Raw genomic sequence first — 24971 nt, forward strand, 5'->3', positions numbered from 1 at the left:
TACAATGGAGAAAGAACCGGCGGCACAGGCGTCCCGGGCGGACTACATCACCCCCGACGGGGCGAAGCGCCTGCGGGAAGAACTGGACTGGCTCTGGAAGGTGGAGCGTCCCAAGGTGACCCAGGGGGTGTCCGATGCGGCGGCTGAGGGTGACCGCTCGGAGAATGCCGAATACATCTACGGCAAGAAGCGCCTGCGGGAGATCGACCGGCGCATCCGCTTCCTTACCAAGCGGCTCGACCTCCTGACCGTGGTCACGTCACCTCCCTCCAGCACCGACCGGGTTTACTTCGGTGCCTGGGTGCGGCTGGAAGACGAGGCGGGGGAGGAACGGGTCTACCGCATCGTCGGCCCGGACGAATCGGATGCCGCCCAGGGGTGGATCAGCCTCGATGCCCCCATGGGGAGGGCGCTGCTCGGCAAGCGGGAGGGGGACGAGGTGATGGTCCGCCGGCCGGCCGGGGACGCCACTTTCACCATTCTCGATGTCAGCTACCAGCCGCTCACCAGCGACCTATAATTCCGTGCAAAACGAAAAAAAGCCGCTGTTGCCAGCGGCTTTTCCCGTGAATATTCGATAAAAACGAGAATCCGTTATTTGCCGATCTCTTTGATATCCTTGAGGTCCTGTTTTCCCTGCTCCTGAACCCCTTTCACCGCCTTGGTCGTATCTTCCTTCTTTTTCTTCAGGGCAGCCTTTTTCTCTTCCGCCTTCTTCTTCTGCGCGGCGGCTTTCTCGTCCGACTTTTTCTTCTTCTCCTGCAGTTCCGCCTCTTTTTTCTTGGCCTTATCCGTTACTGCCGATTCCTTTTTGGCAGCCTTCTCCTTCATCTCCCCCTCTTTTTTTACGGCCTTTTCCTTCATCTCGTCGTGCTTTTTCATGAGATCGGTGGTGGGGGAGTACTCCTTGGCAGGCTCTGCGGCCCAGGCGAGGCCGGCAAAGGCTGTGGCGGTAAGGGTAGCGGCAAGAACGGTCAACAGTTTTTTCATGTGACACCTCCAACGAAATTAATTTTGGGGGAGTTTAGCATGGAACGAAGGGGGTCGCAACCCGTTTTCCCCGGGTACGGTGCAGGAGGCTGTCCCCGCTTGCCTGTTGCTCTCCCCTCTGCTATACCTGTAGCTGAACGTGACGCCAGCAGGCGACGCACGGTAGCGAGGTGATGTTGCCCAAGCCGGTACGCGGATGCCGTTTTCGATGTTACCACGAACTACAGGAGTCTTCATGACCATCCCCCATTACGACCCTTCAGGCCAGTTTCCCGTCGAACGGGATGCCTGTGCCATAATCTGTTACGTCAACAAGGAGGTCCGGCCGACCCACGGCAACGTGCAGCGGACCATCGAGGCCCTCATCAAGATGGGGCACCGGGCCGGCGAGATCAACGGCGAAGGGGACGGCTGCGGCATCCTCACCGACATTCCGCGGCTCATCTGGCGCGAGATTCTTGCCGAGGCCGGCCTCGACCCGGAACTGGCCGAGGAGGCCGGCTTTGCCGTCGGACACCTCCTTATCCCCCGGGAGGATCTTGTCGCCACGCCGGACCTGCACGCCGCCATTCGGGACTGCTGCCGTGCCGCCGGCGTGGAGTTGCTCCTGGAACGGGACGGTCTCGTCAGGAACGAAGTGCTTTCCGCCATGGCAAAGGCCGGGGAGCCTCTCTTTCGGCAGATCGCACTCTTCTGCCCCGACCCGGCCGTGGCACCCGCGCTCCTCTATGGCCTTCAGGTCGAGCTGGAACGGCGGTTTCCGGTCCACGTCGCATCCCTCTCCACGACCGTCGCCGCCTACAAGGTCCACGGCGCGCCGGAGATCCTTTCCCGCTACTATCCGGAGCTGAAGAGGCGGGATTTTCTCTCCGCCGTCACCATCGGCCACAGCCGCTACTCCACCAACACCCTCCCCACCGTTCTCCGCGCCCAGCCCTTTTCACTACTCGGCCACAACGGCGAAATCAACACCATCGCCCGGCTACGGGAAGAGGCCAGGATGATGGGGATCGACCTCACCAGCGACGGCAGCGACTCCCAGGATCTGAACCGGACCCTGGAAGGGCTCATGTTCCGCTCCGGCCTCACCCTGTTCGAGGCGATGGAGATGGTCTTCCCTCCCATCTTCAGCCAGATGGAGCAGTTTCCCCCCGAGCTCAAGTCCATGTACGGCTGGATGCGTCGCTATCTCAAGGCCTCCGCCCAGGGGCCGGCCGCCATCATCGCCCGTCACCGTGACCTTTGCGTCTTCAGCGTCGATGCCATGGGGCTCAGGCCCCTCTGGTTCGGCGAGACGGAAAAGGAGCTGTTCGCCTCCTCCGAGCTGGGTGTGGTACCCCACGAGGAGATCAGCTCCGACCCGAAACCACTGGCACCGGGAGAGAAGATCGGCCTCCGGCTCGCCGCCGGGAAGCGGGTCCAGGTGCTGGAGCACCAGGATCTCCGGAGCGAGGTCTACCAGCTGTTCCGCCGCCGGACCAACCTGGCGGGCCATGCCGGAAATCTGGTTGAGGCAGCGGCACTTTGTAGGGATACCCCTCGCGGGTATCCTGATGCCGGGCGCCCGCAGGGGGCGCCCCTACAGGGCACCGCAGCCAACACCGGTACAGCCGGCAAAGCAAGGCCCCCTCTCCGCGACAACTTCCTCTCCGCCCTGGCCTGGAAAAGCACCGACCTGCAGAACCTGCGGGACATGGCCCGCACCTGCCAGGACCCCATCGCGTCCCTCGGCTATGACGGTCCCCTGGCCGCACTCTCCAACCTGCGCCAGAACCTCTCCGACTATTTCAAGGAACAGGTGGCGGTGGTGACCAACCCGGCCATCGACCGGGAGCGGGAGGCGGAGCACTTCTCCACCCGGGTCTACCTCGGTCCACGTCCCACCCTGCGGGGAAAAGCGGAGCGGAGCCTGTCCCTCGACGTACCGCTCCTCACCGGTGGCCGGCCGGGAGAAGAGTCCTTGGCCGACCGGGATGCGGCCCGGGAATTCGGCACCTGCACCCTGGAGGTGCTGATCGGTCATTTCGGCCCCCGTGGCAGCCGCACGCTCCCCTGCACGCTCCGACGCGGCGAGACCATCGATCAGGCCGCCGCCCGGTTAGCGGCGGAGGCGATAGCGGCCGTCAAACGGGGCGCCCGCCTGCTCGTGCTGGACGACACGGCGGTCTTTGCGCCCGGTCGCGATTTCCTCGATCCCTACCTGGCGGTGGCGGTCCTTCACAAGGGATTGAAGGAGGCGACCCTCGCCGACGGCAGCAGCCTGCGGCGAAAGGTTTCCCTGGTGGTCCGTTCCGGGGCGCTCCGCAACCTCCACGACCTGATCTTCGCCCTCGGCATGGGTGCCGATGCCCTCTGTCCCTACCTCATGTGGGAACTGGCAGGGGAGGAGGTGAACGGTACCCGCAACCTCCTCTCCGTCCTCGCCAAGGGGCTGGAGAAGGTGATATCCACCATGGGGACCCACGAGATCGGCGGCTACGGCAAGTATTTCGCCTCCATCGGCCTCTGCCGGCACCTGGCGGGAATATTCGAGACCCCCAACTTCTGCGGTTCCGGCGAGGGGGGACTGACCCTGGCCCGGCTGGAACAGGAGAACCGGAGCCGCACGGCAGTGGCCAGGAGCCGGGCGAAACAGCCGGCCCAGGTGCAGTTCCGTCTCTATCCCCGCATCTGGAAGATGGTCGGCGCTGTGGCCAGGATGGATGAGACCTATGCCGATCTCTCCCGCCTCATCCAGCAGCTGGAGGGGGAGAACCCCCTGGCGGTTCGCCACCTCATCGACCTTCGCTTCCCCGACGAGCTTTCCGTCGATCCGGAGGAGGTGGACACGGGAATCGGCAGCCACAGCCTCCCCATCCTTTTCTCCGCCATGAGCTTCGGCTCCCAGGGAGAGACGCCGTTTCGCATTTACGCCGAGGCGGCGCGCCGTCTCAACATCATCTGCATGAATGGCGAAGGGGGGGAGATCGCCGACATGCTCGGTGCCTACCGGCACAACCGTGGCCAGCAGATTGCCTCCGGCCGCTTCGGCGTATCCATGGAGTTCCTCAATTCGGTGGACTTCCTGGAGATCAAGGTGGGGCAGGGGGCCAAACCGGGAGAAGGGGGACACCTCCCCGGTTTCAAGGTGACCGAGAAGATTGCCGCCGCCCGCCATGCCACGCCGGGAGTCGCCCTCATCTCCCCCTCCAACAACCATGACATTTACTCCATCGAGGACCTGGCCCAGATCATCGAGGAACTCCGCACCGCCAACCCCCGGGCCCGCATCTCGGTGAAAGTGCCGTCGGTGGCGGGGATCGGCACCATCGCCCTCGGCATCGCCAAGGCGGGAGCGGACATCATCACCATCAGCGGTTATGACGGGGGAACCGGTGCGGCGCGCAAGCATGCCATCAAGTTCGTCGGCTTCCCGGCCGAGATCGGGGTACGGGAAGCCCACCGCGCCCTGACCCAGGCGGGGATGCGCCACAAGGTTGAGCTTTGGGCCGATGGCGGCGCCCGCACCGGCCGCGACGTGCTCAAGCTGATGCTCCTGGGGGCCAATCGGGTCGGCTTCGGCACCATGGCCATGATCATCGTCGGCTGCACCGCCTGCCGCGGTTGCCACCTGGGGACCTGCCACGTGGGGATCGCCACCCAGATCGAGACCGTGGAGGAGGCGGAAAAACGGGGTTTAAAGCGGTTCGTACCGCGGGTGCTGGAAAACGGCGTCATCTACGAGACCACCTTCTTCCGGGGAATGGCACGGGAGATCCGTATCCTCACCGCCAGGCTCGGCTTCAAACGGACCCAGGACCTGGTGGGCCGTGCCGATCTGCTGGTCCAGGCCCGGGGACTCGACCGTCTCGACCTGACGGAACTCCTGGCCCCGGTTCCGGCAGGAAGCTCCAGGCCGGCGGAAGCCAAGGTACGCATCATCCGCAAGCCACTCAACTACCTCACCTCTCTTGTTTCCAACCTGGTGACCAGCGCCTTCGATGCCGGCGAAGAGCGGGTTCGCTATGAGGACGACAATGCCACCAGTTCCGATCGCGCCATCGGCACCCATCTCGCCGGCGCGCTGGTGCGCGGTCTCGAAGAGGGGCGCTTCAGTGGCGGCAACGAGGCCCTCCTCCATTTCCATCGCGACGCCATTCCCGGCAACGGGCTGGCGGCCTTCAACACCCCCCGCATCAACATCCGCGTCGAGGGTGGCGCCCAGGACGGGGTCGGCAAATCGGCCCGGGGGGGGAAGATTGTCATCCTCAAGGGGGAGAACCGCAACGGTCAGCGGGTGGGGGGATCGGTGGGGAAAGGGCTTGCCTACGGCGCCCAGGGGGGGACCTTCATCATCCAGGGTGACGCCGACAGCCGGGCCGGCATCCGCCTCTCCGGGGCGGACGTGGTAATCGGCGGACGGCTACGGGGCCCGCGCAACGACGTTGTCGGCAACCTGGCCGGACAGGCCAATATCAAGGGGTTCGCCTTCGAATACATGACCGCCGGCCGGGCAGTGGTGCTGGGGGATCCGGGGCCATGGCTCTGTTCCGGCATGACCGGCGGCATCGTATACTGCCATCTGGACGAAGAGCTGGGGATGACTCGCGATGCCCTCCGGCGCCGGATTGCCCGGGGAGCATCGGTGGAGATCCGCGACTTGGAGGAAAGTGACATCGCCCAGGTCGAGGAACTGCTCCTCGCCTATCACCGGGAGCTCCTCCACTCCCACCAGGAAGATGAGGCGGACTGGGTGGAGAGTGCCATCGCCCGGTGCCGGAGTCGCTTCGTGAAGATCGTGCCGGTAGCCGGAGATGTCCCTCCCCGGCTGATAACGGAATAATCTGTGGTACACTTGTCCGGTTGACGTCCACCACACTGAAGAGGAGGAAGCATGTCACTTGAAGGGAAGCAGGCGCCGGCCTTCGAACTGGCCGGAAGCGACGGCAGGATGCATTCATTGACGGAGTATGCCGGCAAGACCGTCGTCATCTATTTTTACCCCCGCGACAATACGCCGGGTTGCACCAAGGAGGCATGTGGCTTTCGTGACCACCACCAGACCCTGACGGGGCTTAATGCGGTGGTGCTCGGCGTCAGCAAGGATAGCCTCACGTCCCACGACAAGTTCATCGCCGATTTCAAGCTCCCCTTCGTCCTCCTCTCCGACCCCGACGCGAAGATGATGGCGGCCTACGGCGCCTTCGGGGAAAAGGTGATGTACGGCAAGAAGACCACCGGCACCATCCGCTCCACAGTCATCGTCGGCCCGGACGGAAAGGTCGTCAGGCACTGGGCAAAGGTGGCCAAGGCGGAGGCCCATCCGGCGGATGTGCTTGCCTTTCTGCAGCAGAAACAGGGTGTTTTAGCCGCCGGCGCATCCAAGTGAAACATACAACGTGAGAAGGAGACACACCTACCATGGGAGTAGAATGGCGACCGGAACTTGCCATTAACGTGGCGGAAATAGACAAACAGCACCAGGAACTTTTCCGCCGTTTCGACGAACTGCTGAAGGCCTGTGACAGCGGTCAGGGACAGAAGGAGATCGCCCGACTGCTGGATTTTCTCGACGATTACGTCCGGACCCACTTCCGCGACGAGGAACGGATCCAGGCCAACAGCAACTTCCCGGGGTACACGGAGCACCGCCGACAGCACCAGCAGTTCGTTTCCCGTCTCAACGATCTGAAGCGGCAGCTGGCCACGGACGGCGCCTCGCTCCCCGTCATACTCCAGACCAACCACATGATGGTGGACTGGCTCATCAACCACATCTCCAAGCTTGACCGGCAGATCGGCGACTACCTCGCTGCCAAGGCCGGGAAGTGAGCAAAGGGAACCGGAGGAAGGTAGCCCATGACGACCGACAGCACCGTTTTCATCGTGGCCTGCCCGCAGTGCGGCACCGCCAACCGGGTTCCGGCAAGTCGTGAAGGGGATGCGGGGAGATGCGGCAACTGCCGCGCCCACCTCCCCCCCCTGTATTCGACGCCGGTCCCCCTCACCGACCAAAGCTTCGACTCGTTTGTTAACGCTTATCCGGTACCGGTTCTGGCCGAGTTCTGGGCCCCCTGGTGACCGCACTGCCGCGATTTCGCGCCGGTGGTGCGGGAAGTGGCCAGGGGACTGGCCGGGCAGACAGCCGTCGTTCAGGTCAATACGGAGGAGAACCCCCGGCTTGCCCAGCGGTTCGGCATCCGGGGGATACCGGCCCTTCTCATCCTCCGGCAGGGGAGGGTGCTCGATTCCTTCAGCGGCTCCCGCGACAAGAGCTCCCTCATTGCCTGGTTCCACCGGGTGATCCGGCAAGAACGTTGACAAGCAGAGGGTACCGGCTAACATTTTAGATGCTGCACCCGGTCAGTCGGGGCATGTGCAGAGGGGACGATGCCAAAACCGCCAATTAATACCGTATCGCTACCGACCCCCACTCTCCAGGGGGAGCTGGCGCCGCTCATTGCCTACACGGCCATAGCGGTCCTTCTCATCGGGGTGCTCCTCCTGGCGGCCTGGTGGCTCGGTGCCCGGCGGCGCAGCGACGTCAAGGACGAGGCGTACGAATCGGGGGTCATCCCCACCGGTACCGCCCGTCTCGCCTACCCGGTTCCCTTCTACCTGGTTGCCATCTTCTTCATCGTCTTCGACGTGGAGGCGGTTTTTATCTTCGCCTGGGCCGTGGTCTGGAACGAGCTGGGACTTCCCGGCCTCATCCACATCTCCTTCTTCATCGTGGTGCTCCTGCTGGGGCTTGTCTGGCTCTGGATCAAAGGGGGGTTAGATTGGGGCCCTTCGCGCGAACAGCTCAAGGATGCTGATGGAAACTGAAACACCCGACAATATCCTCCTCACCCGCCTGGACGATCTCATCAACTGGGGGCGGGCCAACTCCCTCTGGCCGATGTTCTTCGGGCTCTCCTGCTGTTTTGTCGAGATGATGACCTCCTTCACTTCCCGGTACGACATCTCCCGCTTCGGCGCCGAGGTGCTGCGCGGTACCCCGCGGGAGGCGGACCTGATGGTGATCGCCGGGACGGTCTTCAAGAAGATGGCCCCCTCCATACTTCGCCTCTACGAGCAGATGGCCGAGCCCCGCTGGGTCATCTCCATGGGGAGTTGCGCCAATTCCGGCGGCATGTACGATGTCTACAGCGTGGTGCAGGGGGTAAACCAGATCCTTCCCGTAGACGTGTACGTCCCCGGTTGCCCCCCCCGTCCCGAGGCGTTCCTCCAGGGGCTCATGCTGCTGCAGGAAAAGATCAGGCGGGACGAGCGGCCGGCCCGGCCGGTATTCCACCTCCAGGGTGGCATCCAGGGGACCACGGCGCCGGTCCTCGTGGACGGTGTGACCAAGTCCCGTGATACCCGTGGCCCCGGCATGGAGGGAACCGCCATCCGCGGCACGTCGGTGCAGCACCCCCGGTTCTGGATGCCCCGCTCCGACGAGATGTGGCGTCCTCCCGCCCCGAAACACCCCTATCCCGATTTTGGCCTTCCCGGCGAACTGGAGCGCGTCTTTGAAGGACGGGTTGCCATCGACCCGGTTGCCACCGACATGCTCACCTACCGGGCCCCGGCGGAACTGGTGCCGGAGGTGCTGAAGTTTCTGAAAAGCCGCGGCACCAACCCGTTCCGTCGCCTGGAGGACGTGGCGGCCGTGGACGAGTCGTGCCGCCGCGAGCGTGACTGCTTTCCCGATTTCACCCTCAACTACCACCTCCTCTGTTTCGACACCCCTGGCCATATCCGGATCAAGACCGACCTGAAAGGTGATTTTCCCGAGCTGCCGAGCGTGGCCCCCGTCTTCCCCGCCGCCAACTGGTACGAGCGGGAAGTCTTCGACATGTTCGGCATCCGGTTCGCCGGCCACCCCGACCTGCGGCGCATCCTCATGCCCCCCGACTGGGAGGGGCACCCCCTCAGGAAGGAGCACCCGTTCCGGGCGACGGAGATGCCCCCCTACACCACGGAGGATGCCCGGCGCCACCAGCCGCTCCCCGCGAGTGATTTCTTCGACCGGGTAGACGATGAAACGCTTATCCTCAACCTCGGACCCCAGCATCCCGGCACCCACGGCATCATCCGCTTTATCCTGAAGCTGAACGGCGAGGAGATCGTCGACATGGACACGGATATCGGCTTCCACCACCGGGGGGCGGAGAAGATCGGCGAACGCCAGCACTGGAACCAGTTCATCCCCTATACCGACCGGATCGACTACCTGGCGGGGGTGCAGAACAACCTGGCCTATGTCACGAGCGTGGAGAAGCTCTGCGGTATCACCGTTCCCGAGCGGGCCGTCACCGTTCGGGTCATGCTGGCGGAGCTGTTCCGGATCGCCAGCCACCTGGTCTGGCTCGGCACCTTCGCCGCCGACGTGGGAGCCATGACCCCGGTCTTCTACACCTTCACCGACCGGGAAAAGATCTTCGACATCGTGGAGCAGATCACCGGCGGCCGGATGCATCCGGCCTGGTTCCGGATCGGTGGCGTGGCCGAGGACCTGCCCGACGGATGGGAAGGACCGGTGCGTGAGCTCCTCGCCTGGATGCCGCAGCGGCTCAAGGAGTACGAGGATCTGCTGAACGGCAATCCGATCTTCACCGCCCGACTCAAGGGAATAGGGGTGATCACCGCGACGGAGGCCATGGAGTGGGGGCTTTCCGGCCCCAACCTGCGGGCCTGCGGGGTAGAGTGGGACCTGCGCAGGAAGATCCCCTATGCCGGATACGAGCGGTTCGACTTCGATGTGGCGGTGGCGGAAGGTGGGGACTGCTGGGCTCGCTACCTGGTCCGGATGGAGGAGATCCGCCAGTCGCTCCGCATTGTCCGGCAGTGCCTCGAAGATATGCCGGTTGGCCGCTGGATCACCGATGATTATCGTTTCGTCCTGCCACAGAAACGGGACACCCTGAACGACATCGAGTCGCTCATCCACCACTTTGTCAACAGCACCCGGGGGATGGCGCCGCCGGCCGGGGAGTGCTATCATGCCATCGAGGCCCCCAAGGGGGAGAACGGCTACTTCGTCGTCTCCGACGGCCTCAACGTCCCGTACCGGGTCCGGATCAAGACCCCCAGCTTCCCCCACATCCAGGCCCTTCCCCTCATGAGCAGGGGGTGGCTCGTGGCGGATTTTCTGGCGATCATCGGGTCGATAGATTTCGTGCTGGCGGATCTGGACAGGTAAAAAAGGTTTTCATGATTCCAGAATCACTCAAAACTGAAATCCAGGCCCGCATTGCCGCCGCCGTCACCCCCCGCGAGGCGGCGGTGGACGTGATGAAGGAGTTGCAGCGGCACGACGGCTGGCTGACCGACGAGGCGGTGGGTGAAGCGGCGGAACTCCTCGGTCTCACGCTGCTCCAGGTGGAGGAGCTGGCGACCTTCTACGAGATGATCTACCGCCGGCCGGTGGGGAAGCGGGTGATCCATGTCTGCGACTCCATATCCTGCTGGGCGGTTGGGGGGGAGACCATGCTGGCACATCTTGCCCGGCGTCTCGGCGTGGAGCCGGGGGAAACTACCGGTGACGGGGTCTTCACCCTCCTCCCTTGTTGCTGTCTCGGTAATTGCGGCGAGGGGCCGACCATGATGGTCGGCGACACCCTTTACGGTCGGCTGACCGCCGACAGAATCGATGAGATACTTGCCGAGGAGCGCGCGGGCGCTGAACGGCACTGATCGCCAACCCATGAGGAGGAAGAAATGAACAGGATGAAACAAGGCGTACTCACTACCGTTTGCATGCTTGCCCTGACTGCATTTGCCACCGGCAGCTTCGCGGACACGAAAAAGGGGCAGAAGATCGACGGCAAGAAGGAGTTCGAGGAGCACTGTGCCGTCTGCCACAAGGATGGCGGCAACATCGTCAATCCGGCCAAGACCCTCAGCAAAAAGGACCGGGAGGCAAGCGGCGTGAAGAACGCCAAGGATATCACCGCCACGATGCGCAAACCCGGCCCGGGGATGACTGCCTTCGACAAGAAGACCATCTCCGACAAGGAAGCGAAGGCAATTGCCGACTATATCCTGAAGACATTCAAGTAACGTTATCTGACCCGTAATCCAACCACCCGTGGAGGTATGCAATGAAACGTTTCACGACCGCAGCAGTGACCCTGGCAGCATCCACCCTGTTTGCCGCAACGGCGTTCGCGTCCGGCGAGGATATCTTCAAGGCGAAATGCATGGCCTGCCATCCGGACGGCGGCAACATCATGAAAAAGGAAAAGACCCTGAAGGGGAAGGACCTAGCCGCCAACAAGCTGAACAACACCAAGGCGCTGGTCAAGTATATGCGTAACCCCGGCCCCGGCATGACCAGGTTCGACGCCAAGGCCCTGCCGGACAAGGACGCCAAGGCCGTGGCGGAGTATATCCTGAAGACGTTCAAGTAGATTGCCGGCTCTGTGGGGGCACCCCCCGTGGGTGCTCCGCTCTTTGAGGTGTCATTACCATGATCAAGCTCAAACGCATTTACGACCCTCCGGCGCCGGACGACGGGAGACGGGTGCTGGTGGACCGCCTCTGGCCCCGCGGAATCGCGAAGGAGGAGGCGCGGCTCGACGACTGGCTGAAAGAGATCGCTCCGAGCGACGCACTGCGGAAGTGGTTCGGCCACGACCCGGCGAAGTGGGAGGAGTTTCGAACCCGATACCGTACCGAGCTGCAATCCCATGCTGAGACATTGGCAACGCTGCGCGCCGCGGCGAACAAGGGGACCGTCACCCTCCTCTACGCGGCAAAGGATGAAGAACACAACAATGCGCTGGTGCTGAAAGAACTGCTCGATTAGCCACAGGGGATTCAGAGAACTTTCCATGGAACAGCTCCTCTTCCGCCATAACCGCCCCGGCCGGGCGGTCACCTTTGCCGAGTATGCCGGTGAGGGGGGATTCGACGCTCTCCGGAAGGCGCTCCGTGAGCTCTCTCCCGATGCCGTTCAGCAGCTGGTGATCGACGCCAACCTGCGCGGCCGTGGTGGCGCGGGCTTCCCGACGGGGAAGAAATGGTCCTTCGTCCCCCGCGATCTCCCGGGCCCCCGCTGGCTCATCTGCAACTGCGACGAGATGGAACCGGGGACCTACAAGGACCGGGTGCTCCTGGAGGCTAACCCCTACTCGCTGGTGGAAGGGATGGTGCTGGCTGCCTACGCCATCGGCGTCCGCCACGCCTTCATCTTCATCCGGCGCGGATACGAGACGGCGGCGGCTAATCTCCGGCGGGCCATCGTCGAGGCGCAGGAAGCGGGGCTACTGGGGGAGAATATCCTGGGGAGCGGCTTTTCCTGCGACATCGACGTGCACGTCTCCGCAGGCCGCTACATCTGCGGCGAGGAGACGGCCCTCATGAACGCCCTGGAGGGGCGGCGGGCCAACCCCCGCGCCAAGCCACCCTTCCCGGCGGTGAAGGGGCTCTGGGGCGGGCCGACGGTGGTGAACAACGTGGAGACCCTGGCAAACATTCCCGCCATCGTTGCCCATGGCCCCGCCTGGTTCAAGGGGCTGGCGCGGATCCCCGAGGCGTCGGGAACCAAGCTCTTCTGCATCAGTGGCCACGTCCGGAACACTGCCTGCTTTGAGCTCCCTCTCGGGATGCCTCTGGGAGAGATCATCGACGGCCCCTGTGGCGGGATGCTCCCGGGGCGGGAGTTTAAGGCGTGCATCCCCGGCGGCGCCTCGACGCCATTTTTCACGAAGGAACACTGGGGGGTCCCCATGGACTTCGACGCCGTGGCCAAGGCCGGCTCTCGGCTGGGAACCGGCGGTATCGTGGTCTTCGACACGGACACCTGCATGGTGGCGGCGACCCTGAACCTCATCTCCTTCTACGCCCGGGAGTCGTGCGGCTGGTGCACCCCCTGCAGGGAAGGGCTTCCTTACGTGCGGTGGATTCTTGAGGAGATTGAGGCGGGACGGGGTACGAAGGAGCATATCGCCATGCTCCGGGAGCATGTGCAGTATCTCAATTACGCCTTCTGTCCCCTTGCCCCTGGTGCCATGGGGCCGGTAGAGGGGCTTCTGCGACTGTTCGAGGACGAAATCCGGCAACATATCCTCAGGAAGAGCTGTCCGTTCTCCAATCATTGAACGGTGGCGCAAAAAAGGAAGGTCATCATGAAAGCCCCAGAGCGGAAGATCATTCAGCAACTGACGACTGCTATCGAATCGTTTCTCGAAAACAAGTCGCTGCAGCAGCATCTCTCCAGCGGCGAATCCAATGCCGATCTGGCGCTGCTTTGCAGGTCCATCGATCGCCTTGTCACCGCTACGGGCCATGCCATCGAACAACTTACAGCCTCCGAACGGCACTCTTTCCTTGCCGGCCGTGACTCTCTCACCGGACTTTACACAAGGGACTATTTCGAAGAGGTACTTGCCCTCCATGAGCGGGGAAGGCAGTTCCCGGTCAGCATTATCCTCGTCGAACTGGACGGGCTGGGCGATCTCGGTACCCACCAGGGGAAGGTGGCCCGTGACCAGCTCATCCGCAACACGGCGTTGGTTCTCCAGCGAGTGGTCCGGGGAGGGGATGTGGTTGCCTGGTATGGGGATGGCGCATTTGCCATGCTCCTGCCGAAGGCCAACATGAACGCATCCGGTGTAATACTGGAGCGGATCAGAGAATTTGAGATCGAAAAGAACCGGGAGGACAATGGGCCGATACTCGGCATCTCCATCGGAATGGCGACAGCCGACCGCCCGGGGACCCTTGGTGAAGCTCGCCATCTGGCAGAACAGCGCATGAAGGAAGACCGGGAAGCACGGCTCCGCTGAGCGCACCCCAACACGAGAGGGAACAATGTCAAACGACGTCGATTTCGGCACGATTATCAACCGTGCGACAAGCTTATGGAAGGGTAATTTTGGCACCCTTGTCCTGATCAGCTTCGTGTTTCTCCTGGTTGTCTGGATACCGGTTGCCAATGTGGCGTTCGTGGCCGGCTATTTCCGGGCGGTCCTGAAGGTCGCCCGGGGAGAGAAGACGGAGGTCGGCGACCTTTTCCGGGCCTGGGATTGTTTCGGCGATCTCCTCGTCTACCTGCTGCTCGTGATCGTGGCCCAGTTTGCCGTGAACCACCTGCCGCTCCTTGGTCAACTGGCGGGGTTCGTCCTGTCGGTGGTGGTGGCCCCCGGCATGTTCGGAATCATCGATCGGAAGATGAAGTTCATGGACGCCTTCCGCTGGAGCCTCCAACAGATCCAGGGGGACTTGGTCGGCTGGCTCCTGGCGGTGCTCATCGGCGGCATCTTTATTTCTGTAGGGGCGCTGCTCTTCGGGATCGGCATCATCATCACCCTCGGCTGGGGAAGTCTGGTCATGGCGCTGCAGTACGACAAGACTCCCCGGGTAATTATCCTGTAAGAAAGCTCTATGCCGAAACTGACCATCGACAACATACCGGTTGACGTCCCCGCCGGCACCACCGTCCTGGAGGCGGCCAAGCGGGTGGGTATATGGATACCCCATTTCTGCTACCACCCCGCCTTGGGGAGCGTGGGGGCGTGTCGGGTCTGCGCGGTGAAATGCCTCGACGGGCCGGTGAAGGGGCTCCAGATGTCATGCATGCTGCCGGCCCAGGAAGGAATGGTGGTCTCCACCACCGATGCCGAGGCCCAGGAGATGCGTCGCCATGTCATCGAATGGCTGATGCTCAACCATCCCCATGACTGCCCGGTCTGCGACGAAGGGGGAGAATGCCTCCTCCAGGACTACACCATTGCAGGGGGGCACGGCATTCGTCGCTACGGGGGGAAGAAGCGGACCCACGTCAACCAGTATCTCGGCCTCCACATCGAGCACGAGATGAACCGCTGCATCCAGTGCTACCGCTGTGCCCGCTTCTATCAGGAGTTTGCCGGCGGGAGCGATTTCGGCGTCATGGGGAGTGCCTCGCGGGTCTACTTCGGCCGGTTTGGGTCGGGGCCTCTGGAATCACCATTCGCCGGCAATCTGGTGGACATCTGTCCCACGGGGGTCTTCACCGACAAGACCTCCCGCTTCCGGGCCCGCTACTGGGACTACGACATGGCCCCGTCGGTCTGTCCCCACTGCTCCCTGGGATGTGCCATCACCCCTGCCGCCCGTTACCGGGAACTACTCAAGACCATGGGGCGGAGGAACGGCGCGGTGAACGGCTGGTTCATCTGCGACCGGGGACGCTTCAGCAACGCGCCGGTGAACGATCCGATTCGTCCGCGCTCCCCACGGGTGGACGGTGTTGACGTGGGATGGGACGAGGCGATGGATGCCCTCGTTATCCGCCTCGGCGAGCTACTCGACCTCTACGGGGAGGGGAGTGTGGCGGTGGTCGGTTCGCCCCGGCTGGCCCTGGAAGGGAGCGTGCTCCTGCCGATTCTCGCCGCCTGTGCCGATGCGGGGTTCCTCTCGTACTTTGCCGACGAAGGGGAGGGGGACCGGACGGCTGCAGCGGTCAGCCTGCTGACAAAAGAAAATGCCGCTTCCCAGGCTGACGTGCGGGGGGCCGACGCCGTTGTCATGATGGCGTGCGATCTCCTGACGGAAGGGCCCATGCTGGCGCTGGCCGTGCGCCAGGCGTGGCGAAAAGGGGGACGGCTCTTCATGGTGGGGGGTGACGGGGGAGTAGCGCTGGCGAAAACGGTCGGCGTGGAGATCACCGCACTGGACACCATCGCCGCGGTGCCACTCGACCAGTTCCGGCAGCCGGTTGTCATTTGCAGCGCCGCCACGGCTGAGCTCGCCACCATCGAAGCCGCAGTCGCTGCTGGGATAAAGGTAGTCTATACCCTCCCCGGTCCCAATGCCTTCGCTGCGGCCCTCCTTTCCCGGGAGCACGGCGCCGGTTCCCTGGCGGAAGGGGTGGCAACGGGAAGGGTGAAGGGAATCATCGCCCTTGAGGCGGATATCCCGGCGGAGCTGCTGGCCGGAGTTCCCTTTGTTGTCGCCGCCGATTGGTTGCCGACCGCTGTCGTCCGACAGGCCCAGATCGTCCTTCCCACCACGTCCTGGGTGGAGATGGACGGGACCTTCGTCAACAACGAGGGACGGGCCCAACGGTTCAGGCAGGTGATGCAGCCGGGGCTCCCCATCAAAGGGATGGACCCGGCCGGTCATCCCCCCCGGGTCCATCGTGTCATGCCGCCGGGGGGTGACATCCTCCCCGCCTGGCGGGTAATCGCCGAACTCATAGAGCGGCTCGGCGGAGAGAAAATCGAAGAGCCACTCAGCGGTCGGTGGGAGAAGCTGCGCGACCTCGATCCGGAAGGGGAGGGGATGCTCATCCATGACTGACGTGACCCTCGACCTGCTGCTACTGGCCGCCAAACTCGGCTTGGTCTTTTTCGTCATCCTGACCCTTGCTGCCTACCTGGTCTTTGCCGAACGGCGTATTCTGGCCTGGATACAGGACCGGAAGGGGCCGAACCGGGTCGGGCCGCTGGGGCTCCTCCAACCGTTGGCCGACCTGATCAAGATGCTGGCCAAGGAGGATGTCCGGCCGGCCGGTGCCGACAAGTGGCTCTTCTACCTGGCCCCCGCCATGGCCGCTATCCCGGCCATCCTGATCTTCGCCGTCATACCCTTCGGTGCGCCGGTCCCTATCTTGGGGCGGGTGATACCGATGGTGGTGAGCGACCTGAACGTGGGGCTCCTCTTCTTCATGGCCCTCTCCTCCATCGCGGTCTACGGCGTAGCCATCGGCGGCTGGGCGTCCAACTCCAAGTACGCTCTCCTCGGCTCCATCCGCGGCCTGGCCCAGCTCATTTCCTACGAGCTCTCCATGGGGCTCTCCCTCGTGCCGGTGGTGATGCTCGCCCGCTCCTTCCGCCTCACCGACATCGTCAACGCCCAGGCCGGCTGCTGGTTCATCCTCTACCAGCCCGTCGCCTTCGTCATTTTCCTCGCCAGCATCGCCGCCGAGTGCAAGCGGATCCCCTTCGACATCCCCGAGGCGGAAGGGGAGCTGGTGGCCGGCTTCCATACCGAGTACTCGGGGATGCGCTTCGGTCTCTTCTTCGTCGGCGAGTATATCAACATCATTGTCCTGGGAGGATTGGCGGCGACCCTCTTCCTTGGCGGCTGGCACGGCCCCCTTCTCCCCCCCGTCGTCTGGTTTTCCCTGAAGGTACTCGCCTTCGCCTTTTTCTTTATCTGGATGCGGGGCACCCTGCCGCGGCTGAGATACGATCAATTAATGCATTTTGGTTGGAAAGTGTTGACGCCCCTGGCATTGCTCAATATACTTGTTACCGGCTGGTGGCTGATGCTCCGTTGAACAGGTTTACCCATCTCTTGCTGAAGATGTCACCATAAGGAGGACGGGGCTATGACAGAGATCGCAACGGGCAGCATGAACAGAAAGGGGGACAGTGCTATGCAGAACGTCAATGTGGTCAACAAAAACGGACACACACCTCTGATGGATGCGGCAAAGGAAGGAGACGTGGAAGCTGTCAAGGACCTACTCCACCGCGGGGCCGAGGTGGAAGCGAAGAGTTCGAAAGGTAAAACGGCCCTCCACTATGCAGCCGCCAACGGCAAGGTCGAGGTGGTCAATCTCCTGATGGCCAGCGGTGCCGACTTGAACGCCCGTGACCGGGACTGGCATACCCCCCTGATGCTTGCCGCGATCTACGGATGCAACCACACTGTCCAGGCCCTCGTCAACAACGGGGCCGATGTCAACGCCAAGACCCTTGCCGGTACCACCGCCATGATCTACGCCGAGAACAACGATCACCCCCTTGCCCACGCCCTTTTGAAAAAAGCCCAACGGGCGAAAGAAGCGACAGCGTAGCCCGCACAATGTTCCGGAAAGGGGCGGGCATCCCGCCCCTTTTTGCGTCAAGCACGGAGCGTCTCCCATGCCTCTCCTCACCGACATCAAAGCCCTCGTCACCGGCTTCTGGACCACCGGGAAGCATATGTTCCGCCGGCCGGTCACGGTCCAGTATCCGGAAGAGAAGCGAATCCCCTTTCCCCGTTATCGCGCCCGCATCGTATTGACCCGCGACCCGGATGGGGGGGAGCGCTGCGTCGCCTGCTACCTCTGTTCGGCCGCCTGCCCCGTGGACTGCATCTCCATGCAGGCCACCGAAGGAGAAAACGGCCGCCGCTATGCCGCCTGGTTCCGGATCAACTTCTCCCGCTGCATCTTCTGCGGCCTCTGCGCCGAGGCGTGCCCCACCATGGCGATCCAGATGACCCCCGATTACGAGATCTGCAAACGGGACATCATGGAGCTGGTCTACGAGAAGGAGGACCTCCTCATCGACGGCTGCGGCAAGGATTCCGCCTACAACTTCTACCGCCACACAGGGATTGGCGTGGTGAACCCGCGGGGGGGGAACCTGGACGAGGAACCAACCGTGGATGTGCGGGGATTGATGCCCTAACGACAGGCGCAAGGCAATGGGAACGAGGCAATAGGAAAGGCATGAAATCCGGTTATACATAACCTAGTGCCCATCGCCCATTGCCTGGATTAATCATGGAACAGATACTCTTCTACATACTGGCCGCCGTGGCAGTGATCGCCACCATCTTCGCCATCACGGAGAAGCACCCGGTGCATGCCATCGTCTATCTGGTCACCTCCTTCTTCGCCCTGGCGGTGGTCTTTTACCTGCTCGGCGCGCCGCTGGTGGCGGTGTTCGAGGTAATCATCTACGCCGGCGCCATCATGGTCCTGTTCCTTTTCGTCATCATGATGCTCGATCTGGGACATCCGGAAAAGGCCGTCCGTCCCGGCGTGGGTGACTGGTGGCCGGCCCTCGTCTTGGCAGCAGTTATTGCCGGTGCGGTCATCGCCCTGGCAGCGACCCGTCCGGCCACAGCAACGGGGGATGTTCCCGTCATCGGCGTGCAGGAGTTCGGCCGTGCCCTGTTCCAGAAGTACGGCATCGCCGTGGAGATCATCTCCATGCAGTTGCTGTTTGCGCTGGTCGGAGCTCTTTACTTGGGGAGACGGCGATGATAGTCCCCCTGACCCACGTGCTCATCCTCGCCGCCATCCTCTTTGCCCTGGGGCTCGTCTGCGTCATGGTCTGGCGGTCGAACGTCATCATGCTCCTCATTGGCATCGAGATCATGCTCAATGCCGCCATGCTTGCCTTTGTGGGGGGTGCGGCATCGTGGGGGGAGGCATCGGGCCAGGTATTTGCTCTCATGATCATGGCCATGACCTCCGCCGAGGTGTCACTGGCACTGGCGCTCGTGGTCTACCTGCACCGCCGGAAGAAGACGGTGAATGTGGATGAGTTCAATGAGATGAAAGGATGAAACTCTACCTCGCCCTCATACTCATCCTCCCCCTCCTCGGGGGGACGGTGAACGCCCTCTTCGGCCGCAGGCTGCCGCGCCGCCTGGGGGAAGCCCTCGCCTGCGGCGTGGTGTGGGGGGCGTTCGGCTGCGGGGTTGCGGCCTTTACCGCCTACCAGGGACCGGTGACGGTAGAGCTCGCTTCTTGGCTGGCGGCATTCGACTTCCGGGCTCCCATTACCCTCTATCTCGACCCCTTGTCGCTGGTGATGGTCCTGATGATCACCTTCGTCTGCGGCCTGATCCACGTCTACGCCGTCGGCTACATGGCCGGCGATCCCGGCTACGCCCGCTTCTTCGCGCTCCTCAACCTGTTCGTCTTCGCCATGCTCGTGCTGGTGCTGTCGGAAAACCTGCCGCTCCTCTACCTTGGATGGGAGGGAGTAGGCTTCTGCTCCTACGCCCTCATCGGCTTCTGGTACCGGGAGGAGAAGAACGCCACCGCTGGCCGCAAGGCGTTCATCGTGACGAGGATCGGCGACACCGCCTTCGGCATCGCCATCGTCTGGATGTTCCAGCTCTTCAACACGGTCTCCATCACCGAACTGAACGGCATGGGGGTCCCCGTGCCTGCCGGGGTGATCACCGGCCTCGGCCTGCTCCTCCTCGTGGGCGCCATGGGGAAATCGGCCCAGCTCCCCCTCACCGTCTGGCTCCCGGATGCCATGGCCGGCCCCACGCCGGTCTCCGCCCAGATCCACGCCGCCACCATGGTGACCGCCGGGGTCTATCTCCTCGCCCGGATGTTTCCCCTCATCGGCACGTCGGCCACGGTCCAGGCGGCCATCGCCTTGACCGGCGGCCTCACCGCCTTCTATGCCGCCACCTGCGCCCTGGCCCAGCGGGACCTGAAACGGGTGCTGGCATATTCGACCATCAGTCAGATCGGCTTCATGATGCTCGGGGTCGGCTGCGGCGCCATCACCGCCGCCACCTTCCACCTGCTGGTCCACGCCTTCTTCAAGGCGCTCCTCTTCCTGGGGGCCGGCTGCGTCATCACCGCCCTCCACCACGAACAGGACATCTTCCGGATGGGAGGGCTGCGCACGAGCCTACCGCGCACCTACTGGCCGTTCCTGGCCGGCGCCCTCTGCCTCGCCGGAGTCCCCCTCACGGGGGGCTTCTTCAGCAAGGACGCCATCCTCATGACGGCCTGGGCGAAGGGGGGGCTCCTCTATGGCGGGCTCTACCTGCTGGGACTCCTCACCGCACTCCTCACCTCCATCTACACCTTCCGGATGGTTTACCTGGTGTTCGGAGGGGAGGGGGCGCATCCCCACCCCCTGCCGCGGGTCATGGAGCCAATGCTCATCCCCCTTGCCCTGCTCGGGCTTTTCGGCGGTCTTCTCAACTTGCCGGAATATGCGGGGAGGGGGTGGCTCGGGGAATTCCTTGCGACGGCCTTCCGGCAGGGGGGCGCAACGGTTTCCCACGGTGAGGAACTGATTCTCCAAGGAATAGCGGCGCTGGTGGCGCTGGCCGGCCTCGCCGCGGCCCGTTACCGGTACGGCGGAGCTCGGCGTGCCGAGCGGCTTGCGGCGGCGGAAGCGGAGCCGGCGGGAGTAACGGCGTTCCTCCTCAACGGCTGGTACCTGGACGATCTCTACCGGCATCTCTTCATCCGCCCCTACGAGGCCCTTTCCCGCTTCCTCTGGGTACGGGTGGACGAAGGGGTGATCGACGACTCCCTCGACCGGCTGGCGGACGGTTTCGGCAGGACCGGCCAGGGGCTTGGCAGCTGGACCACGGGCCGGGTATCGCTCTATATCACGTGCTTCGCGGCGGGGTTGGCGCTGATCCTGGGGTGGCTGGCATGGGTGGTGTTCTGAACAAGGAGAGGGCCATTGCGGAAGATGACGACTTGCTCATCCCCCGCTTCTACCTGGTCAGCGGGCTTTTCGGGGACGGTTGCGTGACGGGGCAGACGCAATGAAATCCTGGAACACTGAAGTGTAGGAGCTGGGTGAGTCATGACAAAGTTGGTTGAAACATGGACAAACGCCACGAAGGCTGCCGGAGCCCGCTGGCCGGCGATCTTTGCGTTGCTGGCTCTCGGGGGGCTGTATGCGGCACTGCCCTCTTCCCTGCTTATCGGCGGTTCGCGCTGGCTGCTTTTGGCGGTGGTTTCGGTGCTTATCGTCCCTGCGTTGGTCAGCCACTACAAAGGGGCTCACACAGCGAACCAGGTCCTGGGCTATGTCCTGAACGGCGTGGTAACGGCAGCAATGATAGCGTCACTGGCACTGCTGATACGAGCGCTGCCTCTGCATCTGGAAAAGCCGCAGGAGCTACTGCAATCTGCAGCGGCGCTCTGGCTGGCCAATATTCTGGTTTTCGCCTCGTGGTACTGGCGGCTCGATGCGGGTGGACCCCATAAACGGGCGCAACGGGCAGGCCACACAAGGGGGGCTTTCCTTTTTCCCCAGATGACACTGGCGCCGGACAAGAAGCATGGGGCGGGCTTTCAGGAGTGGTCACCAAATTTCGTGGATTACCTCTTTCTGGCCTTCAATACCTCCACGGCCTTCTCCCCGACGGATGTTCCGGTCCTGACCCGTTGGGCGAAAGTTCTGATGATGCTGCAGTCGCTCATCTCCCTGCTGGTGATTGCTCTTCTTGCGGCACGGGCGGTGAACATCCTGTGAAAGAGCGACTGACCATGAACAACGAAGGTAACCCATGGCGATGAACTACCCCATTCTCACGATCCTCATCTTCCTTCCCCTGGCGGGGGCCCTCGCCCTGGTGCCGTTCTGGCGGCGGGAGCGGTGGGCGAAGGGGATTGCCATGGGCTGCGCCGTGGTTGAGCTTGCGCTGGCGGGACGGCTCCTGTTCGCTGCAGCGGGACTGCCGGCGGCTTCAGGTGCGCCGGGGGGGTACTTCCTCTGGGAGGATCATGTCTGGATCGAGCGGTTCGGCATCCGCTACACCCTGGGGATGGACGGTATCAGTCTTCTCATGGTGGCGCTCACCGCCTTTATCACCCTCCTCGCCATGCTCGTCTCCTGGCGGGGGATCAGGGAACGGGTGCCGCTCCACTACCTCATGCTCCTCGTCATGGAGAGCGGCATCATGGGGGTCTTCCTGGCCCAGGACCTGTTCCTTTTCTACCTCTTCTGGGAGGTGATGCTGATCCCCATGTTCTTCCTCATCGGCATCTGGGGGCACGGCCGGCGCATCTACTCGGCGGTCAAGTTCTTCATCTATACCATGGCCGGCTCCCTCCTCATGCTCCTTGCCATCATCGGCATCTACCTCATCCACGGCGCCCGAGGGGGGAACTACACCTTTGCCCTCCACGACCTCATCGGCACCCCCCTTGATCCCGGCACCGCTCTCTGGCTCTTCGCCGCCTTCCTCTTTGCCTTCGCCATCAAGGTGCCCGTGTTCCCTCTCCACACCTGGCTTCCCGACGCCCATACCGATGCTCCCACCGCCGGCAGCGTGATCCTGGCCGGGCTGCTCCTGAAGACCGGTGCCTACGGTCTGATCCGTTTCGGCTACCCCCTCTTTCCCACGGCGGCCAAGGCGGTGACCCCGCTCCTCCTGACCCTGGCCGTCATCGGCATCGTCTACGGTTCCTGGGTCGCCTATGCCCAGGAAGACATGAAGCGGCTCGTCGCCTATTCCAGCGTCGGCCACATGGGATTCGTGGCCCTCGGTATCGCCGTCTGGTCCCCCGTGGCGCTCTCCGGCGCCGTATTGCAGATGGTGAACCACGGCATAACCACCGGCGCCCTCTTCGCCCTGGTGGGGATGCTTGACGAGCGGACCGACACCCGGGAGATTTCTGCCTATGGTGGGCTCTGGGGTAAGGTTCCGCTGCTCGCCTTCTTCTTTCTCCTCTTCTCCATGGCGTCGGCGGGGCTGCCGGGACTCAACAACTTCGTCGGCGAGTTCCTCATCCTGGCCGGGGCCTTCCGGGTCACCCCCGTGGCGGTGGTAATCGCCTTCGTCGGCATCGTCTTGCCACTCATCTATACTGTCCGGCTGGTGCAGCAGCTGCTTTTTGTGGAAGAGCGCCGTCCCCTTACCCTCCCCGACCTTTCGCTCCGGGAGGGGGCGATCCTTGCGGTGCTGGCGCTGACAGCCGTCTACCTGGGGGTCCATCCTGCGCCGCTCCTCGGCCTGCTCAAGGTGTCGGTGGCGCTGCTGACGGGAGGGCTGCCATGACGGTCACCGAGCTCTGGACCGTAATGCCGCTTCTGATTGTCGCCTGCGGCAGCGTGCTGGTGCTGCTCATAGGGGCTGTTGCGCCAGGGCGTCATCTGACCACGGTGGCGGTAACCACCTGTCTCGGCGCCGCCCTCTGGACAGTGCAGTTTCCTCCCGTGGCGGCTGCCCCCCAGCTCGGGGTGGCTCTGACTTCGCTGGCGCGCATCTTCACGGTCCTTTTCGCCCTTGCCGGGGCGGCCACGCTCCTCCTTTCCCGCGACTTCAACGAACGACGCGGCATCCGGGGTGAGGAGTACCCGGCTACCATCCTCTTCGCCCTGTTCGGCATGGCGGTGCTTGCCGCCGCTACCACGCTCCTCACCCTCTTCCTCGGTCTGGAGGCGCTCACCTTTGCTTTCTATATTCTGGTAGCCATGGACACCGACAGCAACAGGGCGGCCGAGGCGGGTCTCAAGTACCTGCTTCTTGGCGCCATCTCCGCCGCCTTCCTCGCCTTCGGCATCGCCCTTATCTACGCTGCCACCGGTACGTTGGAGATAGTGCCGGCCATGGCGGGGGCGGCACGGAGCGTTGCCGGCCGCCCTCTGGCACTTGCCGGCTGGGGGCTCATCCTGGCGGGGGCCGCCTTCAAGATATCCCTGGTGCCGGCCCACCTCTGGACCCCGGATGTCTACCAGGGAGGACCCCCACCGGTGGTCGCCTTCCTCTCCACCGGTTCCAAGGGGGCGGCCGTCCTCTTCCTCATTGCCCTTCTCCAGCCGGCCGGCCTCATTCCGGCGCTGCATACCCCCCTCTGGTGGCTCGCCCTTCTCTCCATGGCGGTGGGGAATCTGGCGGCACTTCGCCAGCAGAGCATCAAGCGGCTCCTGGCCTATTCCTCCATCGCCCAGATGGGGTACGTTGCCCTGGCGCTCCTCACCGGCAGTCGGGAAGGGTACGGGGCGGCGGCTTTCTACGTGGTGCTCTACACCGCCATGAACCTGTCCGCCTTCGGCGCCATCGCCTCCCTGAGTGGCAAGGACGACCTGGAAACCATCGAGGAGTACCGCGGCCTCGGCTATGCACGGCCCTTTACCGCCGGCGTCCTGGCTCTCGCCCTCTTCGCCCTGGCGGGGATTCCCCCTACCGCCGGTTTTATGGGCAAATTCTTTATCTTCGCCGCCGCCCTTCGAGGGGGTGAACCGCTCCTGGCGGTTCTCGGCATCCTCACCGCCGCGGTATCGGTCTACTTCTACCTGCGGGTGGTAGTCAATCTCTACCTCAGCCCCGCGCTGGCAGAGACTACTGCCAATCGGCCGACCCCGGCCGAGATCGTCCCACTCGCCGCCACCTCCCTCGTCATCCTCGTGCTCGGCATCTATCCCGCACCCCTTATGGCGATTATCGAAGCGGCCCTTAACTGATCTTGGATGATCTGTTTTTTTAAGGCCGGTAACGGCGGAAGGGGACGCTCCTCCCGCCGCCAGGCGGCAGATAATCAAAAAGAAAAGGCGGGGATCGCTCCCCGCCTCGTGCTGTCTCTC

25 protein-coding genes are annotated in these 24971 nt (G+C 63.5%); 24 read left to right on the top strand and 1 reads right to left on the bottom strand.

All coding sequences use genetic code 11. From position 1 onward, the window contains the following. Positions 1 to 4: 4 nt before the first annotated feature. Complete coding sequence (gene greB, locus LDN04_RS05205; protein ID WP_223907215.1) at positions 5 to 520, top strand: transcription elongation factor GreB; 516 nt, start codon at positions 5 to 7, stop codon at positions 518 to 520. Positions 521 to 594: 74 nt separating this feature from the next. On the opposite strand, the gene LDN04_RS05210 is transcribed toward greB, so the two are convergent. Beyond that, positions 595 to 990, bottom strand: a complete 396-nt coding sequence (locus LDN04_RS05210; protein WP_223907218.1) for a hypothetical protein — start codon at positions 988 to 990, stop codon at positions 595 to 597. Between the two features lie 235 nt (positions 991 to 1225). On the opposite strand from LDN04_RS05210, the gene LDN04_RS05215 reads away from it, so the two are divergent. The 23 genes from LDN04_RS05215 to LDN04_RS05330 all read left to right on the top strand — a co-directional run bounded on the left by LDN04_RS05215 (position 1226) and on the right by LDN04_RS05330 (position 24851). Next, positions 1226 to 5812: a glutamate synthase-related protein gene (locus LDN04_RS05215; protein ID WP_223907220.1), complete on the top strand. Its 4587-nt coding sequence runs from the start codon at positions 1226 to 1228 to the stop codon at positions 5810 to 5812. A 51-nt stretch (positions 5813 to 5863) separates the two neighbouring features. Then, positions 5864 to 6358, top strand: a complete 495-nt coding sequence (locus LDN04_RS05220; RefSeq protein ID WP_223907223.1) for a peroxiredoxin — start codon at positions 5864 to 5866, stop codon at positions 6356 to 6358. A gap of 32 nt (positions 6359 to 6390) precedes the next feature. Continuing rightward, positions 6391 to 6801, top strand: a complete 411-nt coding sequence (locus tag LDN04_RS05225; RefSeq protein ID WP_223907225.1) for a bacteriohemerythrin — start codon at positions 6391 to 6393, stop codon at positions 6799 to 6801. Between the two features lie 27 nt (positions 6802 to 6828). Beyond that, complete coding sequence (locus LDN04_RS16795) at positions 6829 to 7290, top strand: co-chaperone YbbN (RefSeq protein ID WP_238482226.1); 462 nt, start codon at positions 6829 to 6831, stop codon at positions 7288 to 7290. Between the two features lie 69 nt (positions 7291 to 7359). Further along, a complete protein-coding gene (locus LDN04_RS05240; protein ID WP_223907233.1) occupies positions 7360 to 7797 on the top strand; it encodes an NADH-quinone oxidoreductase subunit A in 438 nt (145 codons plus the stop codon). Beyond that, positions 7784 to 10159 (top strand): NADH-quinone oxidoreductase subunit B/C/D, encoded by a 2376-nt coding sequence (locus tag LDN04_RS05245; protein WP_223913341.1) that lies wholly within the window; start codon positions 7784 to 7786, stop codon positions 10157 to 10159. The genes LDN04_RS05240 and LDN04_RS05245 overlap by 14 nt, the downstream gene beginning before the upstream one ends. An 11-nt stretch (positions 10160 to 10170) precedes the next feature. After that, positions 10171 to 10653: an NADH-quinone oxidoreductase subunit NuoE gene (gene nuoE, locus LDN04_RS05250; protein ID WP_223907236.1), complete on the top strand. Its 483-nt coding sequence runs from the start codon at positions 10171 to 10173 to the stop codon at positions 10651 to 10653. 24 nt (positions 10654 to 10677) lie between these two features. Beyond that, complete coding sequence (locus tag LDN04_RS05255; protein WP_223907239.1) at positions 10678 to 11019, top strand: c-type cytochrome; 342 nt, start codon at positions 10678 to 10680, stop codon at positions 11017 to 11019. Positions 11020 to 11060: 41 nt separating this feature from the next. After that, complete coding sequence (locus LDN04_RS05260) at positions 11061 to 11369, top strand: c-type cytochrome (RefSeq protein WP_223907242.1); 309 nt, start codon at positions 11061 to 11063, stop codon at positions 11367 to 11369. Between the two features lie 59 nt (positions 11370 to 11428). Beyond that, complete coding sequence (locus tag LDN04_RS05265; protein ID WP_223907244.1) at positions 11429 to 11767, top strand: DUF488 domain-containing protein; 339 nt, start codon at positions 11429 to 11431, stop codon at positions 11765 to 11767. Positions 11768 to 11792: 25 nt separating this feature from the next. After that, the gene (gene nuoF, locus LDN04_RS05270) at positions 11793 to 13061 is read left to right on the top strand and encodes an NADH-quinone oxidoreductase subunit NuoF (RefSeq protein WP_223907247.1); all 1269 of its coding nucleotides are present in this window, start codon (positions 11793 to 11795) and stop codon (positions 13059 to 13061) included. 27 nt (positions 13062 to 13088) lie between these two features. Then, on the top strand, positions 13089 to 13748 hold the full coding sequence (locus LDN04_RS05275) for a GGDEF domain-containing protein (protein ID WP_223907250.1): 660 nt from the start codon (positions 13089 to 13091) through the stop codon (positions 13746 to 13748). 25 nt (positions 13749 to 13773) lie between these two features. After that, on the top strand, positions 13774 to 14337 hold the full coding sequence (locus LDN04_RS05280) for a zinc ribbon domain-containing protein (protein ID WP_223907252.1): 564 nt from the start codon (positions 13774 to 13776) through the stop codon (positions 14335 to 14337). Positions 14338 to 14346: 9 nt separating this feature from the next. Continuing rightward, positions 14347 to 16245 carry a 2Fe-2S iron-sulfur cluster-binding protein gene (locus tag LDN04_RS05285; protein WP_223907255.1) on the top strand — a complete coding sequence of 633 codons (1899 nt, stop codon included), beginning with the start codon at positions 14347 to 14349 and terminating at the stop codon, positions 16243 to 16245. After that, a complete protein-coding gene (nuoH, locus tag LDN04_RS05290; RefSeq protein ID WP_223907258.1) occupies positions 16238 to 17227 on the top strand; it encodes an NADH-quinone oxidoreductase subunit NuoH in 990 nt (329 codons plus the stop codon). The genes LDN04_RS05285 and nuoH overlap by 8 nt, the downstream gene beginning before the upstream one ends. Before the next feature lie 51 nt (positions 17228 to 17278). Further along, entirely contained in the window at positions 17279 to 17749 is a 471-nt protein-coding gene (locus LDN04_RS05295; RefSeq protein WP_223907261.1) for an ankyrin repeat domain-containing protein, read from the top strand. A gap of 67 nt (positions 17750 to 17816) precedes the next feature. Continuing rightward, entirely contained in the window at positions 17817 to 18347 is a 531-nt protein-coding gene (nuoI, locus tag LDN04_RS05300) for an NADH-quinone oxidoreductase subunit NuoI (protein ID WP_223907264.1), read from the top strand. A gap of 95 nt (positions 18348 to 18442) precedes the next feature. Continuing rightward, positions 18443 to 18928, top strand: coding sequence for an NADH-quinone oxidoreductase subunit J (locus tag LDN04_RS05305; RefSeq protein WP_223907267.1), 486 nt, complete (start codon positions 18443 to 18445; stop codon positions 18926 to 18928). Then, positions 18925 to 19233: an NADH-quinone oxidoreductase subunit NuoK gene (nuoK, locus tag LDN04_RS05310; protein WP_223907269.1), complete on the top strand. Its 309-nt coding sequence runs from the start codon at positions 18925 to 18927 to the stop codon at positions 19231 to 19233. The genes LDN04_RS05305 and nuoK overlap by 4 nt, the downstream gene beginning before the upstream one ends. After that, a complete protein-coding gene (nuoL, locus tag LDN04_RS05315; protein ID WP_223907271.1) occupies positions 19230 to 21101 on the top strand; it encodes an NADH-quinone oxidoreductase subunit L in 1872 nt (623 codons plus the stop codon). The genes nuoK and nuoL overlap by 4 nt, the downstream gene beginning before the upstream one ends. A gap of 141 nt (positions 21102 to 21242) precedes the next feature. After that, positions 21243 to 21917, top strand: a complete 675-nt coding sequence (locus LDN04_RS05320) for a hypothetical protein (RefSeq protein WP_223907274.1) — start codon at positions 21243 to 21245, stop codon at positions 21915 to 21917. A gap of 34 nt (positions 21918 to 21951) precedes the next feature. Then, on the top strand, positions 21952 to 23445 hold the full coding sequence (locus LDN04_RS05325) for a NuoM family protein (RefSeq protein ID WP_223907277.1): 1494 nt from the start codon (positions 21952 to 21954) through the stop codon (positions 23443 to 23445). Then, the gene (locus LDN04_RS05330; protein ID WP_223907280.1) at positions 23442 to 24851 is read left to right on the top strand and encodes an NADH-quinone oxidoreductase subunit N; all 1410 of its coding nucleotides are present in this window, start codon (positions 23442 to 23444) and stop codon (positions 24849 to 24851) included. The genes LDN04_RS05325 and LDN04_RS05330 overlap by 4 nt, the downstream gene beginning before the upstream one ends. Positions 24852 to 24971 lie beyond the last annotated feature (120 nt).

The organism is Geobacter sp. AOG1, assembly GCF_019972315.1.
In the GTDB taxonomy this organism is placed as follows: domain Bacteria; phylum Desulfobacterota; class Desulfuromonadia; order Geobacterales; family Geobacteraceae; genus Geomobilimonas.

Bases quoted from the DNA above. Each gene is read 5' to 3' on its own strand.
- greB (WP_223907215.1), top strand. From the start codon at position 5: ATGGAGAAAGAACCGGCGGCACAGGCGTCCCGGGCGGACTACATCACC.
- LDN04_RS05210 (WP_223907218.1), bottom strand. From the start codon at position 990: ATGAAAAAACTGTTGACCGTTCTTGCCGCTACCCTTACCGCCACAGCC.
- LDN04_RS05215 (WP_223907220.1), top strand. From the start codon at position 1,226: ATGACCATCCCCCATTACGACCCTTCAGGCCAGTTTCCCGTCGAACGG.
- LDN04_RS05220 (WP_223907223.1), top strand. From the start codon at position 5,864: ATGTCACTTGAAGGGAAGCAGGCGCCGGCCTTCGAACTGGCCGGAAGC.
- LDN04_RS05225 (WP_223907225.1), top strand. From the start codon at position 6,391: ATGGGAGTAGAATGGCGACCGGAACTTGCCATTAACGTGGCGGAAATA.
- LDN04_RS05240 (WP_223907233.1), top strand. From the start codon at position 7,360: ATGCCAAAACCGCCAATTAATACCGTATCGCTACCGACCCCCACTCTC.
- nuoE (WP_223907236.1), top strand. From the start codon at position 10,171: ATGATTCCAGAATCACTCAAAACTGAAATCCAGGCCCGCATTGCCGCC.
- LDN04_RS05255 (WP_223907239.1), top strand. From the start codon at position 10,678: ATGAACAGGATGAAACAAGGCGTACTCACTACCGTTTGCATGCTTGCC.
- LDN04_RS05260 (WP_223907242.1), top strand. From the start codon at position 11,061: ATGAAACGTTTCACGACCGCAGCAGTGACCCTGGCAGCATCCACCCTG.
- LDN04_RS05265 (WP_223907244.1), top strand. From the start codon at position 11,429: ATGATCAAGCTCAAACGCATTTACGACCCTCCGGCGCCGGACGACGGG.
- nuoF (WP_223907247.1), top strand. From the start codon at position 11,793: ATGGAACAGCTCCTCTTCCGCCATAACCGCCCCGGCCGGGCGGTCACC.
- LDN04_RS05275 (WP_223907250.1), top strand. From the start codon at position 13,089: ATGAAAGCCCCAGAGCGGAAGATCATTCAGCAACTGACGACTGCTATC.
- LDN04_RS05280 (WP_223907252.1), top strand. From the start codon at position 13,774: ATGTCAAACGACGTCGATTTCGGCACGATTATCAACCGTGCGACAAGC.
- LDN04_RS05285 (WP_223907255.1), top strand. From the start codon at position 14,347: ATGCCGAAACTGACCATCGACAACATACCGGTTGACGTCCCCGCCGGC.
- nuoH (WP_223907258.1), top strand. From the start codon at position 16,238: ATGACTGACGTGACCCTCGACCTGCTGCTACTGGCCGCCAAACTCGGC.
- LDN04_RS05295 (WP_223907261.1), top strand. From the start codon at position 17,279: ATGACAGAGATCGCAACGGGCAGCATGAACAGAAAGGGGGACAGTGCT.
- nuoI (WP_223907264.1), top strand. From the start codon at position 17,817: ATGCCTCTCCTCACCGACATCAAAGCCCTCGTCACCGGCTTCTGGACC.
- LDN04_RS05305 (WP_223907267.1), top strand. From the start codon at position 18,443: ATGGAACAGATACTCTTCTACATACTGGCCGCCGTGGCAGTGATCGCC.
- nuoK (WP_223907269.1), top strand. From the start codon at position 18,925: ATGATAGTCCCCCTGACCCACGTGCTCATCCTCGCCGCCATCCTCTTT.
- nuoL (WP_223907271.1), top strand. From the start codon at position 19,230: ATGAAACTCTACCTCGCCCTCATACTCATCCTCCCCCTCCTCGGGGGG.
- LDN04_RS05320 (WP_223907274.1), top strand. From the start codon at position 21,243: ATGACAAAGTTGGTTGAAACATGGACAAACGCCACGAAGGCTGCCGGA.
- LDN04_RS05325 (WP_223907277.1), top strand. From the start codon at position 21,952: ATGGCGATGAACTACCCCATTCTCACGATCCTCATCTTCCTTCCCCTG.
- LDN04_RS05330 (WP_223907280.1), top strand. From the start codon at position 23,442: ATGACGGTCACCGAGCTCTGGACCGTAATGCCGCTTCTGATTGTCGCC.